This window comes from Nocardioides sp. DN36, from assembly GCF_055380375.1.
On sequence record NZ_AP043823.1, the window covers coordinates 1,340,052 to 1,355,731 of the forward strand.

The 15,680-nt window shown below is 72.8% G+C and carries 17 protein-coding genes; 5 read left to right on the forward strand and 12 right to left on the reverse strand.

Going from position 1 to position 15,680, the window contains the following annotated elements:
- Position 1: 1 nt before the first annotated feature.
- A complete protein-coding gene (gene pepN / locus ACZ43H_RS07390; RefSeq protein WP_464588988.1) occupies positions 2-2,512 on the reverse strand; it encodes an aminopeptidase N in 2,511 nt (836 codons plus the stop codon).
- Between the two features lie 151 nt (positions 2,513-2,663).
- Between pepN and ACZ43H_RS07395 the strand changes: the two genes are divergently transcribed.
- Positions 2,664-4,421, forward strand: a complete 1,758-nt coding sequence (locus ACZ43H_RS07395) for a hypothetical protein (protein WP_464588989.1) — start codon at positions 2,664-2,666, stop codon at positions 4,419-4,421.
- A 72-nt stretch (positions 4,422-4,493) separates the two neighbouring features.
- On the opposite strand, the gene ACZ43H_RS07400 is transcribed toward ACZ43H_RS07395, so the two are convergent.
- A complete protein-coding gene (locus ACZ43H_RS07400) occupies positions 4,494-5,492 on the reverse strand; it encodes an NADP-dependent oxidoreductase (protein WP_464588991.1) in 999 nt (332 codons plus the stop codon).
- A gap of 184 nt (positions 5,493-5,676) precedes the next feature.
- Here ACZ43H_RS07400 and ACZ43H_RS07405 point away from each other — a divergent pair, with 184 nt between their 5' ends.
- Positions 5,677-5,820 carry a hypothetical protein gene (locus ACZ43H_RS07405; protein WP_379180937.1) on the forward strand — a complete coding sequence of 48 codons (144 nt, stop codon included), beginning with the start codon at positions 5,677-5,679 and terminating at the stop codon, positions 5,818-5,820.
- Positions 5,821-5,906: 86 nt separating this feature from the next.
- Here the strand turns inward: ACZ43H_RS07405 and ACZ43H_RS07410 are convergent, their stop codons facing one another.
- Entirely contained in the window at positions 5,907-6,191 is a 285-nt protein-coding gene (locus ACZ43H_RS07410; protein ID WP_464588993.1) for a Fe-S cluster assembly protein HesB, read from the reverse strand.
- Between the two features lie 116 nt (positions 6,192-6,307).
- Entirely contained in the window at positions 6,308-6,913 is a 606-nt protein-coding gene (locus tag ACZ43H_RS07415; protein ID WP_464588995.1) for a flavin reductase family protein, read from the reverse strand.
- Between the two features lie 58 nt (positions 6,914-6,971).
- Between ACZ43H_RS07415 and ACZ43H_RS07420 the strand changes: the two genes are divergently transcribed.
- Positions 6,972-7,406: an OsmC family protein gene (locus tag ACZ43H_RS07420; protein WP_464588997.1), complete on the forward strand. Its 435-nt coding sequence runs from the start codon at positions 6,972-6,974 to the stop codon at positions 7,404-7,406.
- Positions 7,407-7,448: 42 nt separating this feature from the next.
- On the opposite strand, the gene ACZ43H_RS07425 is transcribed toward ACZ43H_RS07420, so the two are convergent.
- From ACZ43H_RS07425 to ACZ43H_RS07455, 7 genes are all read right to left on the reverse strand, one after another.
- Positions 7,449-8,225, reverse strand: coding sequence for a hypothetical protein (locus ACZ43H_RS07425; RefSeq protein ID WP_464588999.1), 777 nt, complete (start codon positions 8,223-8,225; stop codon positions 7,449-7,451).
- A gap of 138 nt (positions 8,226-8,363) precedes the next feature.
- Positions 8,364-9,032, reverse strand: a complete 669-nt coding sequence (locus ACZ43H_RS07430) for a peptidylprolyl isomerase (protein ID WP_464589001.1) — start codon at positions 9,030-9,032, stop codon at positions 8,364-8,366.
- 23 nt (positions 9,033-9,055) lie between these two features.
- Entirely contained in the window at positions 9,056-10,108 is a 1,053-nt protein-coding gene (locus tag ACZ43H_RS07435) for an alanine racemase (protein WP_464589003.1), read from the reverse strand.
- Positions 10,108-10,944 carry an aldo/keto reductase gene (locus tag ACZ43H_RS07440; RefSeq protein ID WP_464589005.1) on the reverse strand — a complete coding sequence of 279 codons (837 nt, stop codon included), beginning with the start codon at positions 10,942-10,944 and terminating at the stop codon, positions 10,108-10,110. The genes ACZ43H_RS07435 and ACZ43H_RS07440 overlap by 1 nt, the downstream gene beginning before the upstream one ends.
- Positions 10,945-10,987: 43 nt before the next feature.
- Positions 10,988-12,496: a helix-turn-helix domain-containing protein gene (locus tag ACZ43H_RS07445; RefSeq protein ID WP_464589007.1), complete on the reverse strand. Its 1,509-nt coding sequence runs from the start codon at positions 12,494-12,496 to the stop codon at positions 10,988-10,990.
- Positions 12,497-12,586: 90 nt separating this feature from the next.
- Positions 12,587-13,057, reverse strand: coding sequence for a hypothetical protein (locus tag ACZ43H_RS07450; protein WP_464589009.1), 471 nt, complete (start codon positions 13,055-13,057; stop codon positions 12,587-12,589).
- Positions 13,054-13,437 carry a hypothetical protein gene (locus ACZ43H_RS07455; RefSeq protein WP_464589010.1) on the reverse strand — a complete coding sequence of 128 codons (384 nt, stop codon included), beginning with the start codon at positions 13,435-13,437 and terminating at the stop codon, positions 13,054-13,056. The genes ACZ43H_RS07450 and ACZ43H_RS07455 overlap by 4 nt, the downstream gene beginning before the upstream one ends.
- 96 nt (positions 13,438-13,533) lie before the next feature.
- On the opposite strand from ACZ43H_RS07455, the gene ACZ43H_RS07460 reads away from it, so the two are divergent.
- A complete protein-coding gene (locus ACZ43H_RS07460) occupies positions 13,534-13,743 on the forward strand; it encodes a hypothetical protein (protein ID WP_464589012.1) in 210 nt (69 codons plus the stop codon).
- A gap of 55 nt (positions 13,744-13,798) precedes the next feature.
- The gene (locus ACZ43H_RS07465; protein ID WP_464589014.1) at positions 13,799-14,521 is read left to right on the forward strand and encodes a M50 family metallopeptidase; all 723 of its coding nucleotides are present in this window, start codon (positions 13,799-13,801) and stop codon (positions 14,519-14,521) included.
- 10 nt (positions 14,522-14,531) lie between these two features.
- Here ACZ43H_RS07465 and ACZ43H_RS07470 read toward each other — a convergent pair whose 3' ends face one another.
- Positions 14,532-15,512, reverse strand: a complete 981-nt coding sequence (locus tag ACZ43H_RS07470; protein ID WP_464589015.1) for a glycoside hydrolase family 26 protein — start codon at positions 15,510-15,512, stop codon at positions 14,532-14,534.
- Between the last annotated feature and the right edge of the window lie 168 nt (positions 15,513-15,680).

Below are 15,680 nucleotides of genomic sequence, written 5' to 3' on the forward strand. Positions count from 1 at the left end.
CTCATCGTCCCGGGTAGGCCCGACGGATGGCGAGCCGGCGCTCGAGCTCGTCGGTGAGGTCCACCGCCCGACGCTGGATCGACGGGTCGAGTCCGTCCAGGGCGATCAGGGCCCTGGCCTTCTCCACGGTCTCCTCGGTCAGCGAGGTCGTCGGGAAGAAGAACTGGGCGGCCTCGGCGAGCACCCACCCGCTGCGCACGTCGACGGTGCGGGGCAGGTCGGTGAAGTAGCGGTCGACGTACTCCTCGGTGAGGTGCTCCTGGCCGGTGCGCCACATGCCGGTGCCGGCTGCCTCGAGCTCGTAGTTGGGCACGTCCACCTCGCCGGTGAATCGCGCCCACGCCCACGCCTTGGCCTCGGCGTCCGGCAGCGAGGCCGTCGCCCGGGTGTGCTCGACCCGCGAACGCGCGGTCGGCTCGGCCTCGAGCGCGGCGTCGAGCTCGGCCCGGTCGATCTCGCCGAGCACGGCGAGCTGGACCAGGACCCGCCACCGCAGGTCGAGGTCGAGATCGATCCCGTCGGGCAGCGTGCGGCCGGCGAGCCAGTCCCGCAGCTTTCCGGTGTCGGTGGCGCTGCTGACCGCGGCCTGGAACGCCGAGAGCTGGAGGGTCGACCCCGCGGGGGAGGTGGCGACCTTGGCCAGCGCCGCCGCGTTGATGCGCCGCAGGGCGTCCTGCGGGTCGGCCGCCAGGGAGACGACCTTCGTCAGCGCCCACGGCATCGTGTAGAAGACGGCGTCGTCGCTGTCCTCCACGGGCAGGCCGAGCTCGAGGAGGTCCAGCACGTCGGCGGGGTCGATCGCGGCGTTGTGGAAGGCGCTGCGGACGTTGTTCCAGATCCCGGCGCGCAGCCGGGTGTCGTCGGTGACGGGGAGCAGCGTCTTGAGGGCGGCCACGGTCGGGGCGTCCGGCTGCACCAGCGCCCAGGTGTCCTCGTAGGGGTCGAGCACGACCGCCGCGCCGGCGGGCACGTCGTACGCCGTCTCGTCTCCGGTCACGCTGAGCGAGCCGATGTCCCAGGTGCCCTCGGGCTGTGCGGTGGCGACGCGGAAGGTGTGCGGGCGGTCGGCCGGGTGGTCGGCCGGGGGAGTGCGGCGCACGACGCCGGCCTCGCGGTCGAGGACGATCGTGTCCGGTCCGGCGGTGCGCAGCCAGGCGCTCGTGAACGCGCCCAGGTCGACGGTGGCTCCTGAGGAGGCGAGGGACGAGCCGTCTCGAAGGGCGCCGGCCGACTCCCAGCTCTTGAACAGGTCGTGCATGGTGGCGTTTCCGAAGCGGTGCCGGGTGAAGTGGTCGATCGCGCCGGCGAAGAACACCTCGTCACCGAGCGTGGCGTTGAGCTGCTTGAGGATGCTCGAGCCCTTGGCGTAGGAGATGCCGTCGAAGTCCTGCAGCGCAGCACTCGCGTCGACGGCACCGTTGCCGGCGACCGGGTGGGTGCTCGGGCGCTGGTCGGCGACCAGGCCCCACTGGCGACGGGCGTAGGCGTTGTGGGTCCAGGCGTCGGAGTACTCCGTGACGTCGGCGGTGACGCGGTTGCCCATGTACTCGGCGAAGGACTCGTTGAGCCACAGGTCGTCCCACCACTTCGGGGTGACGATGTTGCCGAACCACTGGTGGGCCATCTCGTGCGCGACGGTCGTGGCGCGCTGGATGCGAAGACCGCGGGTGACCCGCGAGGAGAAGATCAGCGGGTCGCGGAAGGTGACGCAGCCGGGGTTCTCCATGGCGCCGGCGTTGAACTCGGGCACGAACGCCTGGTGGTAGTCGCCGAACGGGTACCGGATGCCGAAGAGCCGGTGGAACTCGTCGAAGCACTGCTTGGTCATCGTGAACAGCTCGTCGGCGTCGGCCTCGAGGTCCTTGGCGATGCTGGCCCGGGCGGAGAGGCCGAGAGGGATGCCGTCGTGCTCGTCGCGGACGAGGTGGTAGGGCCCGGCGACCAGGGTGACGAAGTACGTCGACAGCGGCTGGGTCTGCTCGAGCTCCCACGTGCCGGGCTCGACCTGGGTGCCGGGGGCGTTGCCGATCACGACCCAGTCGGTGGGCGCGGTGACGTGGAAGGTGTAGGGAGCCTTGAGGTCGGGCTGGTCGAAGCAGGCGAAGATGCTGGGCGCCGCATCCATGAAGGACATGCCGTAGACGTAGTGACGGCCGTCCGCGGGGTCGACGCTGCGGTGCAGGCCCTCGCCGTCGTTGCGGAAGCGCATCACCGCGTCGACAACCAGCTCGTTGTCGCCCTCGACGGTCTCGAGCGGGAGCCGGCCACGCTCGAGGAGGTCGACGTCGATCGCCGTCCCGTTGAGGCGGATCTCGTTGACCCGCAGCGGCTTGAGGTCGACGAACGTCCGGCCGCCCCGCGAGGTGAAGCGGATCGTCGTGACCGAGCCGAACGTCTCCTCGTCGGAGGCGAGGTCCAGGCGGACGTCGTAGGAGTCGACGGCGAGCAGGTCGAAGCGGGCGCGGGCCTCGGTGTGCTGGAGGCTCTGGAAAGGGCTCTGGCTGGCAGTCACGCGGCACACCCTATGCCCGGCCCGCGAACGGTCATCGAGCCCGGCGCGGACCAGGTCGGGGAAAAGGCAACCTTGTCGGCCTGCTGCGCGTCATAGTGGTCACTGGGGGCGTCAGTCACGCCCAGTTTCGGGATCACGAGGGAGTGGCTAGATGAAGCCAGTCGTTGTCAACCGCCGGGGCCGTGCCCTGGCATCACTCACCGCCACGCTGGGCCTTGCGCTGGCCGGCACGGCCATCGGCACCGGCCCGGCGGGCTCCGCCGCGCCCACCGGCGACTGCGCGACGCCCGCGCCGGTCTCGGGGGTCGCCAAGGACGACCCGGTCCACGGTCTGACCGTCACCTCGGGCACGACGCCGGAGCCCTTCTCCGGCACGGTCCTGGGGGTGCTGAACGACGGCATCGCCCCGGACGTCGACATGCTGATGGTCCGGCTGTCGTCGGACGAGATCGACCGGGTGGGTGGCATCTGGCAGGGCATGTCCGGGTCCCCGGTCTACGACGCCGACGGCAACCTCCTCGGTGCGGTGGCCTACGGGCTGTCGTGGGGTCCCTCGCCGGTGGCCGGCGTGACGCCGTTCGAGGACATGGACGACTACTTCGCCGCGGCCCCGGCCGCCAAGCGCGTCGCGGTCGACGCCGCCACCGCGCGGATGATCGCGCGCAGCAGCGACGTCACCCGCGCGCAGGCCGCCGACGGCTTCAGCCAGCTCCCCATGCCGCTGGGCGTCTCGGGCGTCAGCGACCGCCACCTCGCCAAGGCCGAGAAGCGCGCCTCGAAGCACGAGTGGCTCCCGAGGAGCACCTACCGGATGGGCGCCGCCGAGGCGGCCGGCGACCCGGCCTCCGCCGGTCCCGAGACCGTCGTGGCGGGCGGCAACCTCGCGGCATCGCTGTCCTACGGCGACGTCACCCAGGCCGGTGTCGGCACGGCCACGTCGGTCTGTGACGGCAAGGTCGTCGGCTTCGGCCACCCGATGGCGTTCCTCGGCAGGACCAGCATGTCGCTGCACCCCGCCGACGCGATCTACGTCCAGGAGGACTCGCTGGGCGCGCCCTTCAAGGTCGCCAACCTCGGGGCGCCCGCTGGCACCATCTCCGACGACCACCTCACCGGCATCACCGGTGCGCTGGGGGCGCTGCCGGCGACGTCCGACGTGTCGTCCACGGTGGCCTACCACGACCGCTCGCGCGACGGTGCCAGCCACGTGACCGTGCCCCAGGCGATGGCCAGCACGGTGTTCTACGAGCTCGTCGGCAACCACGACCGGGTCGTGGACGGGGTCATCCCCGGCTCCGAGCTCCTCTCGTGGCGGGTCACCGGGCACGACCGGGACGGCTCGGCGTTCGACCTGCAGGTCACCGACCGGTACGCCTCGAACTACGACATCACCTTCGACTCGGCCTTCGAGCTGGCCGACTTCGTCTACTCCCTCAGCGTGCTGCCGGGGGTGACCATCGACGACGTGACCACCGACTCCGAGGTGGTCGACGACAACTCCACCTGGCAGGTCGCCCGGCTCGAGCAGAAGGTCGCCGGCAGCTGGGTCAAGGTCGGCAAGGGTGCGCCGGTCCTCGCCAGGGCGGGCTCCACGCCGAAGCTGCGGGCCGTGCTGAAGGCCGACTCCGCCACCCGGACGGTGCCCGTGGAGATCAAGCTGCCCGCGAACGCCTCGGGTTCCCAGGGTCGCCTCCAGGTGATCGGTGGCAACGACACGTGGTCGCGGCACGCCTACCCTCGCTCGGTCGCCGAGGCGAAGAAGTACGTCGACACGCTGGTCCGCAACGACCAGGTGGCGGTCGAGCTGAGCATCTACTCGGAGAAGCGTGGCACCACTCGCTCCGCGACGACGGCCCCACTGGACAAGGTCGTCACCGGCGAGTCCCACGTCAAGGTGATCGTCAAGTGACGTCCTGACGCACACGCAGCAGACGACGACGGGCCGGGAGCGCACGCTCCCGGCCCGTCGTGCGCGTACCGCTCAGAGGCTGACCAGCATCTTCCCGGTGTTGCCGCCCCGCAGCAGGTCGAGGAAGGCGTCGACGGCGTGGTCGAGGCCGTCGACGACGGTCTCGCGGGCGGTCAGGCGCCCCTCGGCGACCCAGGCACCGGCACGCTCGTAGAACTCGCCGGCCGCCTCGGCGTGGTCGGACACGATGAACCCGCGCAGCGTGAGCCGCTTGCTGACGAACATCATCATGTTCCGCGGACCCGGCGCGGGCTCGGTGTCGTTGTACTGCGCGATCGCGCCGCAGGCCGCGATCCGGCCGAAGTCGTCCAGGTGGGAGATGGCGGCCTCGAGGTGGTCGCCCCCGACGTTGTCGAAGTAGACGTCGAACGGGCCGTGCTCGCGCAGCTGCTTCGCGACGGGCGCGTCCTTGTAGTTGACCGCCGCGTCGAAGCCGAGCTCGCCGGTGAGCCAGTCGACCTTCTCCTGCGACCCCGCCGAGCCGACGACCTTCGCGGCGCCGAGCAGGCGCGCGAGCTGTCCCGCGATCGATCCCACCGCACCGGCTGCGCCGGAGACGAGCACGGAGTCGCCCTCGCGCAGCTGGGCGATCCGCGTGAGCCCGACGTACGCCGTGAGCCCGGGCATGCCGAGCACGCCGAGGTAGGCCGAGGCGGGGACCCGCTCGGCGTCCACGACCCGGACCGCCCGGGCCGGCAGCAGCGCGTGCTCGCGCCAGCCGGCCTGGTGCAGGACCGTCGCGCCGACCGGCACGCCCTCGTCGCCGGAGGCGACGACCTCGCCGACCGCGCCGCCGTCGAGCGGGGCGTCGACCTGGAAGGGCGGGACGTAGGACTTCACGTCGTTCATCCGGCCCCGCATGTAGGGGTCGACGGACATGAAGGTGTTGCGGACGAGCACCTCACCCGGTCCCGGGTCCGCCAGCTCCACCTCGACGAGGCGGAAGTTCTCGTCGGTGGGCCAGCCGGACGGGCGGGAGGCGAGCTGGATCTCGCGGGTCTTGGTAGCCATGTCCTCGATGGTGCCAGCGCCCGACGTGGGCTCGGGACCGGGTGCTCGGGGTGGTGGGCGAGATCACCCCGTCGCGGAGTTCGACGGGGTCGTCCGGAGCAGTAGGATGTAAGAGCCGAACAGGCGAGACTACTTATTACACGAATGAAGGCCCCGGACGGGCCGAGAAGGGGATGAGCGCACCATGAGCACGCCGCTGCAGCTGGCCTACGGGATCGTCACGGGACGGGCCCACACGGACCGGGATGCCGCACTCCTGCGCGACATGGAGCTCGCCCGCAAGAGCGAGCGGGGGATGCGTCGTACCGGCCGACGACGCGGTCACTGACCGACTGAGCCGAACGACACGAGACCCCCGGAGCCCTCAGGCTCCGGGGGTCTCGCGCTGCTTGGGTCTCGCGCTGCGTGGGGAGGTCAGGCCTGGATACCCAGGGCGAACTCCACCTTGCCGGCCGGGTCGACGGCCGCGTCGAGGACCTTGTCGTCGAGCATGGCCGCGGCGGACTGGTCGAGGTAGACCGTGGCACCGTCCTGCTCGACGGTCTGGTCCCCGGGCTCGGGAGCCTCGGCCGCACTGACCGCGAAGGTCGGCTCGGGTGCGTCCTCGGAGGTGATGCGCAGGCCCGCGGTCTCGGCGAGGCCGGGCTGGCTGGTGATGTCCTTGACGATGGTGCTGGCGTTCTCGGTGAGGGTGAGCATGACTCGCCTTCCGATTGGCGTGCAGGTCCCTTCCACCCTGACCCCGTCCGTGCGCGGGATGCAAGCCCGGGGCGCGGTCCGGGCGTGTTCGTCGGACTGTCAGACGATCCGGCTGCTCAGCGCCGGGCGATGTCGTCCGGCCGGTCGGGCCGGGTGACCGACACGACCCGGGGCGGCAGCCCCCACTCGTCGCGCCCGAGCCGGGAGACGGGCCGCAGGTGCTCCATGGCCGGGTGCCCGTCCACGAGGGCCTCCTCGAGCACCGTGATGGCCACGACGTCGCCCAGCACCAGGGTCGAGTCGCCGAGCTCGAGGGTGGAGTGGAGCGTGCACTCCAGGGAGGCGGGGGAGTCCGCCACCCGTTGCGGGGTCACGAGCTCGCTCGCCTCCCGGGTGATCCCGAGGGCCGCGGCCTCGTCGACGTCGGGGTCGAACCGGGCGCTGCTGTCGTTGACCTGGGACATCAACGGCTCGCTGGCCAGGTTGACCACGAACTCGCGGGTGGCGACCACGTTGGCCAGGGTGTCCTTGTCGCCGACGGAGGTGAACGAGACGATCGGCGGGCGGGCGCACGCCACGTTGAAGAACGAGTGCGGGGCCAGGTTGCCGACCCCGTCGGCGTCCACGGTCGAGATCCAGGCGATCGGTCGGGGGACGACCAGGGCGGTGAGCAGCTTGTAGGGGTTGACCTCGGGGTCGTCACAACGGAACACGGTGCGCATGCGCCGACGGTACGACGTGCCCGCGAACCGGGCGCATCCGGTCTGGCAGGCTGGAGCCATGACCGACGAGACCCCCGATCCCACGCTGCGCCGCATCGACCGGACCAAGATCGGCGACGGTCGCTACAAGGCGACGAACAGGCGCGGGGGAGTGCTCCCGATCGGGTCGGGTGACGATCCCGACTTCACGCCCGTCGAGCTGCTGCTGGCGGCGCTCGCCGGCTGCGGGGCCATCGACCTCGACCTGGTCACCCGCAAGCGAGCGGCCGCGGAGACGTTCGACGCGACCGCCGTCGGCCACAAGGTGCGCGACGAGAACGGCAGCCACCTGGTCGGCCTGACCGTCAGCTTCGACGTCACCTTCCCGGAGGGGGAGGCCGGGGACCGGGCGCGCGAGGTGGTGCCCCGCACCCTCCAGCAGGTCCGTGACCGGCTCTGCACCGTGGGCCGCACGGTCGCCCTCGGGGAGCCGGTCGAGTACGTCGAGGGCTAGGTCGCGCGCCGGCGTGGGCCTCAGGTCACCACCCTGGACGGCTCAGCAGCAGCCGGGCTCCGGTCCCTCGCCGGCGGAGATGCGGGTGACGGTCGCGCCCGGGGGTGCCGTGGTCGGCCGCTCGTAGTCCCACAGGCCGGAGAGCCGCCAGGTCGCGACCCCGTCGGAGATCCCGTCCCACGGGGTGTCGTGGACCGCGAGGGTGTTCCCCTCGCCGCCCCCGACGGTGGTGGCCGGGTAGGCCGCGTGCAGCTTCCGCCACGGGTCGCCGAGGCGGATCCCGGTGCCTGCCAGGGCCACGTCGGGTGACGTCGGGTCGGTCGTCGCGCCGTCGCCCCAGCGGTTGACCGAGGACAGCTCCCAGCCGCGCAGCGCGAGGTCGTCCTCCGCGTCACCACCGAAGACGAGGCAGAGTGCCTGCCAGCAGCTCACGGACAGCACCGGGTGGTACCAGGCCGGCGAGAGCGGGTCGCCGCGGTCCTCGAACCACTCGTCCTGGCCGGCCCGGCGATGGAAGCGCACCGGGTCGACGCTGACGTCGGGCCGGCCGAACCGCTCGCTCACGCCGGTGACCACGTCGTCGACGTCGCTGCCGAAGTCGTAGGGCCCGGCCGACGATCCGGACAGCGCGAACCGACCGGTGCCGCTGGCTGGGGACGTGCTCGGGCTGCCGGGGTCGCCCGACGTCTCGGACGCGTTGTCGGCCTGCACGCCGGTGTCGCCGCCGGCAGCGCGCTGGGACGACGTGTCGCCACACCCAGCGCCGAGCAGGAGGGTGGCGAGGACGGCGGTGACTGCGATGTGCCTGCGGGTGCGCATGGCTGCTCCTCTGGGTGCGGACGACCGGGTGGGACCCGTTGCCCAGAGGACGCGGCAGAGCCGGGATCGGTTGCAGTCGGGCCGACCGCGGTGGCGCTCCGCCGGCCCCGGCCCTGGCCCCGAGGTGTCAGGCGCGCATCACTCGGCGGTGACCGACTCGATCGTCACCTTGTCCTTGGGGGCGCCGTCGGGACCGCCGTCGACGGTGCCCTTGTCTGCGATGTCCTTGACGACCTGCAGCGACGCGTCGTCGATCGTGCCGAACACCGTGTAGTCAGGGTCGAGCGGGCTGTCGCCGTACACGATGAAGAACTGGGAGCCGTTGGTGTCCGCGCCGGCGTTGGCCATGGCCAGGGTGCCGGGCCCGTACTTCTCCTTGCCGGACAGCTCGTCGGGGAACGAGTAGCCGGGGCCGCCCGCACCCGTCGCGGTCGGGTCGCCGCACTGCAGGACGTAGATGCCCTGGGTGGTCAGCCGGTGGCAGCTGGTGTTGTCGAAGTACCCCTGGTCGGCCAGCGACACGAACGAGTTGACCGTGCACGGCGTCGTGTCTGCGTCGAGGGTGGCCTTGATGTCGCCGACGTTGGTCTTGATGGTCACGCCCTCGTCGCCGCTGACGGCCGCGTGGTCTGGCGGCAGGTCGACGTCCTTGGCGGGCTGCTGGCCGTCCGACTTGTAGGTGCACGCCTTGCCGGTGGCCTCCCGCGTCGGCGCGCTGCCCTCGTCCTTCGAGGAGTCGTCCGAGCAGCCGGCGAGGGCCAGCACGGCCGTGAGGGCAGCCAAAGCGGTGAGAGGTCGCGTGCGCATGGGGTCGATGGTAGGGGGGCGGTTCAGGAGTTCAGGCCCCGGGCGGCCACCCGCCAGGGGCGCAGCTCGCCGGACTCCTCGGCGTACACCGTGCCGACCAGGTTCACCGCGTTGCACACGTGGTTGGGCACGACGTCGACCTCGCTGCCGAGCGGGGGGAGGGACGCGCCGGCGAGGTCGACGACCGCGTGGTGCTCCGACAGCAGCACGACCCGGGCGTCCGGGTGGTCGGGCAGCCGCCCGAACCCCGAGGCGTACGCCGGCCGGTCGGCGCCGAGCACCTTGCTGCCCGCGTCGATCACGAGCCGGCCACCGGCGTGGCTGACCACCGTCGCGCGGCAGGCCAGCGCGATCGACTCCGGCGGCATCGCGCCGAGCTCCCACTGCTGGGCGTCGCCGAAGACGTAGACCCCCGGCCGCAGCTCGGTGAGCGTCTCGGTGTCCGAGTACGCCAGGCTCGGCGTGGAGCCACCGCTGACGACCCGCGGCTCGATCCCCGCTGCGCGCAGGGCGTCGGTGGCCTCACGCAGGGCGGCTGCCTCGTCCGCCGCGGCGGCGGCCAGGGCGCCGGCTGCGTAGCTGTGTCCCGGGAAGGTGAAGACCCCACGCACCTGCAGCCCGGTCCGGGCGGCGGCCGCGGCCACCCGCCCCGCGTCCCCGGGGAGCACACCGCTGCGGTGATGGCCGCAGTCGACCTCCACCAGCGCCTCGACCATGGAGGCGCCGAGGAGCCGACCGGCATTGGCCGCGCCCTCGACCGAGTCGACGCCGATCGCCACCCGGGCGTCCCCGGTGAGGTCCGAGAGCCGCCCGGCCGAGCTCGCGTCCAGCCACAGCGGGTAGGCCACGAACACGTCGTCGACGCCGTGCCGGACGAAGGTCTCGGCCTCACCGACGGTCGCCACCGAGATCCCGACCGCTCCGGCGCTCAGCTGCAGCCGTGCGATCTCGACGCACTTGTGGGTCTTGACGTGCGGGCGGAGCGCGACGCCGGCGCCCTGGGCGAGGTCCGCCGCGGCGGCGACGTTGCGGCGCAGCCGGGCCAGGTCGACCCGGAGGTACGGCGTCGCCGGCATCACTGCTCCTCGTGGGTGTCGGGGTCACCCCCGAAGAGGCGCCCGTCGGCCCGTCCGAGTGCCGTGATCGCCGCGACCTCCGCGTCGTCGAGCTCGAAGCCGAACACGTCGAGGTTCTCCCGCTGCCGTTCGGGGGTCCCCGACTTCGGGATGGGGATCGAGCCCAGCTGGACCTGCCAGCGCAGGATCACCTGCCCCGGCGAGACACCGTGCCGCTCGGCGGCCGCCGCCACCGGGGGCTCGGTGAACGGGGCCTGGCGCTTGCCGAGCGGGCTCCACGACTCCGTGCGGATGCCGAGCCGCTCGTGGACCGCGCGCATCTGCTCCTGCGGGAAGTAGGGGTGCAGCTCCACCTGGTTGACCGACGGGGTGACCCCGGTGTCGTCGATGATCCGGGCGAGGTGCTCCTCGGTGAAGTTCGAGACGCCGATCGAGCGGACCAGCCCCTCCTTGCGCAGGTCGACCAGCGCCCGCCAGGCCTCGGGATAGCGACCCACGATCGGGTTCGGCCAGTGGATCAGGCCGAGGTCCAGGTGGTCGAGCCCCAGCCGCTCCAGGGACCCGCGCACGCTGGCGACCGCGTCGTCGTACGCGTGGTGGCGCCCGGGGATCTTGCTCGCGACCTGGATCTCCTCGCGCGGCAGGCCGGAGCGGCGGATCGCCTCGCCGACCTCGCGCTCGTTCTCGTAGTTGACCGCCGTGTCCAGCAGCCGGTAGCCGTTCTCCAGCGCCGTCGTGATCGCTGCCGTGCCGTCCTCGCCCTTGAGCGGGTAGGTGCCGAAGCCGATCGCGGGGAGCGTGGTGCCGTCGTTCAGGGTGTACGTCGGGATGCCCATGGGGCCAACGTAGCGGCCGCTCCGCGGGTGGGGGAGCGGGCGGTCAGACCGTGACGATGGTGCCGTGGCGTTGCCACCACCGCGCGCCCTGGCTCAGGTGGTGCTCGGGGTCGCGCCCGAGGGTGTCGAGGAGACGGTGGCCGGTCATCCCGGCGTAGTACAGCGCCCGGCGGTCCACCGGCTCCGGGGTCGCGAGCAGTCCCTCCAGCGTCCGGTGGGGGACCGGTGCGTCGGCGTGCGCGAGCGTCACCAGCGCGGGAGCCGCCAGGTCCGGTGCGCCGGAGTCGAGCAGGCCCGCGGCGAAGCGGGTGGACTCGGCGTGCCCCAGCCCCATCAGCAGCCGCGCGCACGCCTCGCGGATGACCGCGTCCTCGTGGTCGTGGGCGGTCGCGGCCAGCCGGGTGGCGAGGTCGGCCCGCACCGGGGAGGCCATCAGCAGCAGCATCGAGGTCCAGTTGCGCGTGTTGCGGAAGTCGAAGAGCCCCTCGAACAGGAGACGGGCCAGCACGGGCTGGGGCCGCAGGTCCGCCGCGGCGCAGACCTCGTCCGCGAGGGAGGAGCAGAAGGCCAGCTCCCGGTCGTGCCGGTCGACGTCCCACGGGCGCGGGGTCGGGACCGGCTCCATGCGACGCGCCAGCCGTGGTGCGATGTCGGCCCGCACCGGCGCCGGGAGGCTGCCCCACAGCACCGAGAGCTGGAGCTGCCGGGTGGGGTCGTCGAGGTGGTCGTTGACGGCGGACACGAACGGCTCGACCAGCCGGCTCCACGCCCGCGGAGGCAGCGTGCCGACGGTGGCGAAGGTCTCGAGCCCGAGCGCCGCACCGCGCGAGCGCACCGGGTCGTCGCTGGTGAGGCAGTCGGCGAGCAGCGTCAGACAGGCGGCGTCGGCGCGTTCGGCCACGGCCGTCAGGCAGTCGGCGACGACCTGGGTGCCCGGCTCCTCGACGTAGCGCCGGATGGCGGTCAGCACCATGGCGTCGTACTGGCTGCAGCGCAGCAGGGCGAGCGCTTCGTACCGCGTGACGTACGCGGTGAAGACGGATCTGCCCAGCTCGCTGACCAGCCGGTCCAGCATCGGGCGGAGCATCCTGGTGGGCAGGCCCGGGGTCACGGCCACCGCGGCCTCGGCGAAGTGGAGCCAGTCCATGCCGCTGGTTGCGCGGGCGCCGAGCACGCGTTCGGTGGCCCGGTCGAGCGCGGCCAGGTCGACGTGGGTCGGTGCGGTCCGGGGGCGGTCGTGGCTGTAGGTGCGACGGATCACGTCGACGGCACCCCGCAGCGTGCCCGGGTCCCGGCCGAGGACCGCTTCGTACGCCTCGAGCACCCCGACGCCCGGGGAGACCCGGCCGGTCTCCCAGCCCGAGACCGAGGGCGCGGACGCGGGGATGCCGTGAGCCTTGAGCCGGTGGGCCATCTCGGTCACCGACACCCGGGTCCCGTCGATCCCCGCGGCCCGGCTGACGCGCAGCAGCCAGGCGACCCGCACGCGCACGTCGACACCCGGGGAGTCCAGGGGCGTGGGATCGTCGAGGACGTCCGGCGTCCTGGCCATCCACGCACCTCCCCCGTGTCCCCGCGTGTCCTGCGTGTCCTGCGTGTTCCCGGCGTGCCGGGAGGTCACACCCTAGGGCCGGGAGCGCCGTCAGGAACCCGGTTTTGCCCCTTGGGAGCCGGAGTCGTCCGGGGTCGCGGTGTGGTGGGGAGCGCCGTGGGTGCGCCGGTCCTCCTTCATCTCGGCCTCGAACAGGTGCCGGCGCCCGCCCACGAGCTCGTCGCGAGCCGCCTTCTCCAGCGTCCGGAACGTGGCGTAGTAGGTGTCGTCGTACTCCTCGACGAGCTGGAAGCTCCAGCGCCCGTGGACGATGTTGCGCCCCACCAGGTCGCGGTCGATCCGGTCCGCGAGGTCGGTGTGGCCGGCCTCGCGCAGCTGGTCCACCGCCTCGCCGAGGGCCAGGTCCGCCGTCCCGCAGAGGCGGTGGAACCCGTAGAGGTGGCCGCGCGCGTGCTCGACCACCTCCAGCGCCTCGGAGAGCTTGCCGAGCGCCTCCACGGTGGCGTCGGTGACGCCCTCGGGCCGGCGGTGCTCAGGGAGAGGGCGGTCGGTGTCGGTCATCTGTCCTCCAGGGCGGCGATCAGGCCGGTCGGGTCGGCGACGGTGAACGTGGCGCCGGGGTGGCGGATGAGGCCGGTCGGGTCGATGGCCCGGACCGGACGGTGGAAGCGCACGCAGGCGGCCCGCTCGCCGTTGGTGGCGAACGACACTCCCCGGTCGGAGAAGGAGAGGTGTGCCGGACCGGCGGTCTTGAGGAAGCGGAACCCGCCGGTCAGCGTGGCACCTGCGACGTTGCTGCGCGGCGTGCGCAGGTGCCAGAGACCGAAGCGGGCGCGGAGCTCGATGTCGTCGACCTCCACCCACGCGGTCGCGGGCATGATGCCGAACAGCAGCGCGGGCGCCCGGTAGGCGGGGTCGAACCTGAACGAGAACCGCTCCATCCGCGCAGGCTAGCCGTGGTGGGCAAGGGCGCGGGTCCTCCCCTCGGGTGAGGTGGCCCGCGTCGAGTTTGGGGTGGGCTGCCTACGGTGGGCCGCATGAGCCACGAGAATCTCGAAGCCGTCCAGGCCGTCGTCGACCGGGTGTCGTCCTACCAGGAGAGTGCTCCCGAGGGCACGGTGGAGAAGGAGCTCCGCGAGGGGCTGGGCGAGGCCGGCGTGACGCTCGCCGACGCCGACGTCACTCGCCTCGTCGAGGCGATCGAGTCCGACGGGGGCGCCGTCGACGCCGGGGCCGTGCTCGCCTGACCCGCCACCGGCCCCGTACGGGGGCTGAGCCCGGCGGTCGGGCAGGCTTGCGCCCGTGCAGCCCTTCCTGACGCGTGTGTGGGACGCGGTCGCGGGCACCCAGCCCCGTCCCGACCTGCCGGTCGTGGTCCTGACCGCGCTCGTCGCGTTGGGCCTGGTGGCCCTGCCGGCGGCGTGGCAGGTGACGCGACACGTGGTGACGATCGCCCACGAGGGCTCGCACGGTGTGGCGGCCCTGCTCAGCGGGCGCCGGCTGGCCGGCATCCGCCTGCACTCGGACACCTCGGGGCTCACCCTGTCGCGGGGCAGACGCACCGGCCCCGGCATGGCAGTCACCGCGTTCGCGGGGTACGTCGGCCCCGGGGTGCTCGGTCTCGGCGCCGCGTTCCTGCTCCGCGAGCGGCACGCCCTGGCGGTGCTGTGGCTGGCGCTGCTGCTCCTGGCGCTCCTGCTGCTGCAGATCCGCAACTTCTACGGGCTGTACGCCGTGCTCGTCGCCGGGCTCGGGGTGCTGGCCGTGACGTGGTGGGGGAGCGAGCCCGTGCAGACGGCAGCCGCCTACACCGGCACGTGGTTCCTGCTGCTCGCCGCGCCCCGGCCCGTGCTGGAGCTGCAGCACCAACGCAGGCGTGGCCGGGCGCGGGACTCCGACGCCGACCTGCTGGCCCGGCTCACACCACTGCCGGGGCTGGCGTGGGTGGGAGTGTTCCTGCTGGTGACCGGGGCCACCCTGGTCACGGGCGCGGGCTGGCTGCTGGCCCCGCTGCGGCACGGGTGACCGCGAGGCCTCAGGAGAAGCTCCTCATCCCCCCGGCGAAGGCGGCGAGAGAGGCCCCCGAGCTGTCGATCCGCCAGTCCGTCTCCTTGTCGAAGTCGAACCACGTGACGCCGCGGACCTCGGGGTGCGCGGCCAGCGTCGACCACATGTCGGCGATCCACGCGGCCTTGTCGCCGCCGACCTCGGGCGAGGCGGTCTCGGCGATGTAGACCGGCTTCGACGTCAGGGCGGCGAGCTCGGCCAGGCCCGGGCCGAACACCTCGCCGAAGGACTGCCAGGTCGACCAGGGTTGCAGCGTCGACCAGTTGTAGCCGTCCAGGCCGACCCGTGTGACGTAGGCGTCGCCGGGATAGAGCCGGGACAGGGGGGTGGAGCCGTCGTACGGCACGTTCGGCGCCCAGCTCCAGGTGACGTTGCTGACCCGGTTGGCCTTGAAGACGCCCACGACGTGGCGCCACGCGGCCACGAAGTCGCCGGACCCGTTGCCGTTGACCCCCTCCGCCCACGGGTACCAGTTGCCGTTCATCTCGTGGGCGAAGCGGACCACCACCGGCTTGCCGTAGCTGCGGATCTGGCGGGCCCAACGAGAGATGTAGCCGTCGAGGGCGCCGCCGGCGATCCGGTCGAGCGTGTACGCCGGCTGGGTGGTCCCGGCCGCGGGGTCCCACGGCTCCCAGGTGACCTCCGGCACCGCACCGGTCGCCGCGATCCTTGCGGCCCCGGTCGCGTCGAAGCCCGGTGTCGTGGCCCAGGCGGCGTACCACGTGACCTGGGCGGGCGCGCGGCCCAGCTTCGTGGTCAGGTCGGCCAGGGCGCCGAGGTCGGTGGGGGCACCGGGCACGGCCACCCCGACGATGCGGGCCGGGGGAGGGGCGGACCGGGGGCGCCCGATCCGGGCGGCCTCGGCCGGGCCCGGGAGGCAGACGGCTGCCAGCGCCAGGCCCGCGACCAGCGCGACGACGGCGCGGGCGTCGAAGGTGGGTCGTCGCACGGTGCTCTCCTGCGGGCGGGGGTCGGTGCTCCAGCATGCAACGACGACGGGGACGGCGTGGCTGGTTCACGAGAGGTGGCTCTCGGTGATGGACTTCGGCAGGGGCTGACCCTGACTTGAGGAACGCCGATCGCTCCCGCGCACGCCTCAGACCAGGCCGGCGCCGCT

What these genes read in the sequence shown, in the direction of transcription:
- ACZ43H_RS07395 (WP_464588989.1), top strand. Translation starts at nt 2,664, where the DNA reads ATGAAGCCAGTCGTTGTCAACCGCCGGGGCCGTGCCCTGGCATCACTC.
- ACZ43H_RS07400 (WP_464588991.1), bottom strand. Translation starts at nt 5,492, where the DNA reads ATGGCTACCAAGACCCGCGAGATCCAGCTCGCCTCCCGCCCGTCCGGC.
- ACZ43H_RS07405 (WP_379180937.1), top strand. Translation starts at nt 5,677, where the DNA reads ATGAGCACGCCGCTGCAGCTGGCCTACGGGATCGTCACGGGACGGGCC.
- ACZ43H_RS07410 (WP_464588993.1), bottom strand. Translation starts at nt 6,191, where the DNA reads ATGCTCACCCTCACCGAGAACGCCAGCACCATCGTCAAGGACATCACC.
- ACZ43H_RS07415 (WP_464588995.1), bottom strand. Translation starts at nt 6,913, where the DNA reads ATGCGCACCGTGTTCCGTTGTGACGACCCCGAGGTCAACCCCTACAAG.
- ACZ43H_RS07420 (WP_464588997.1), top strand. Translation starts at nt 6,972, where the DNA reads ATGACCGACGAGACCCCCGATCCCACGCTGCGCCGCATCGACCGGACC.
- ACZ43H_RS07425 (WP_464588999.1), bottom strand. Translation starts at nt 8,225, where the DNA reads ATGCGCACCCGCAGGCACATCGCAGTCACCGCCGTCCTCGCCACCCTC.
- ACZ43H_RS07430 (WP_464589001.1), bottom strand. Translation starts at nt 9,032, where the DNA reads ATGCGCACGCGACCTCTCACCGCTTTGGCTGCCCTCACGGCCGTGCTG.
- ACZ43H_RS07435 (WP_464589003.1), bottom strand. Translation starts at nt 10,108, where the DNA reads ATGCCGGCGACGCCGTACCTCCGGGTCGACCTGGCCCGGCTGCGCCGC.
- ACZ43H_RS07440 (WP_464589005.1), bottom strand. Translation starts at nt 10,944, where the DNA reads ATGGGCATCCCGACGTACACCCTGAACGACGGCACCACGCTCCCCGCG.
- ACZ43H_RS07445 (WP_464589007.1), bottom strand. Translation starts at nt 12,496, where the DNA reads ATGGCCAGGACGCCGGACGTCCTCGACGATCCCACGCCCCTGGACTCC.
- ACZ43H_RS07450 (WP_464589009.1), bottom strand. Translation starts at nt 13,057, where the DNA reads ATGACCGACACCGACCGCCCTCTCCCTGAGCACCGCCGGCCCGAGGGC.
- ACZ43H_RS07455 (WP_464589010.1), bottom strand. Translation starts at nt 13,437, where the DNA reads ATGGAGCGGTTCTCGTTCAGGTTCGACCCCGCCTACCGGGCGCCCGCG.
- ACZ43H_RS07460 (WP_464589012.1), top strand. Translation starts at nt 13,534, where the DNA reads ATGAGCCACGAGAATCTCGAAGCCGTCCAGGCCGTCGTCGACCGGGTG.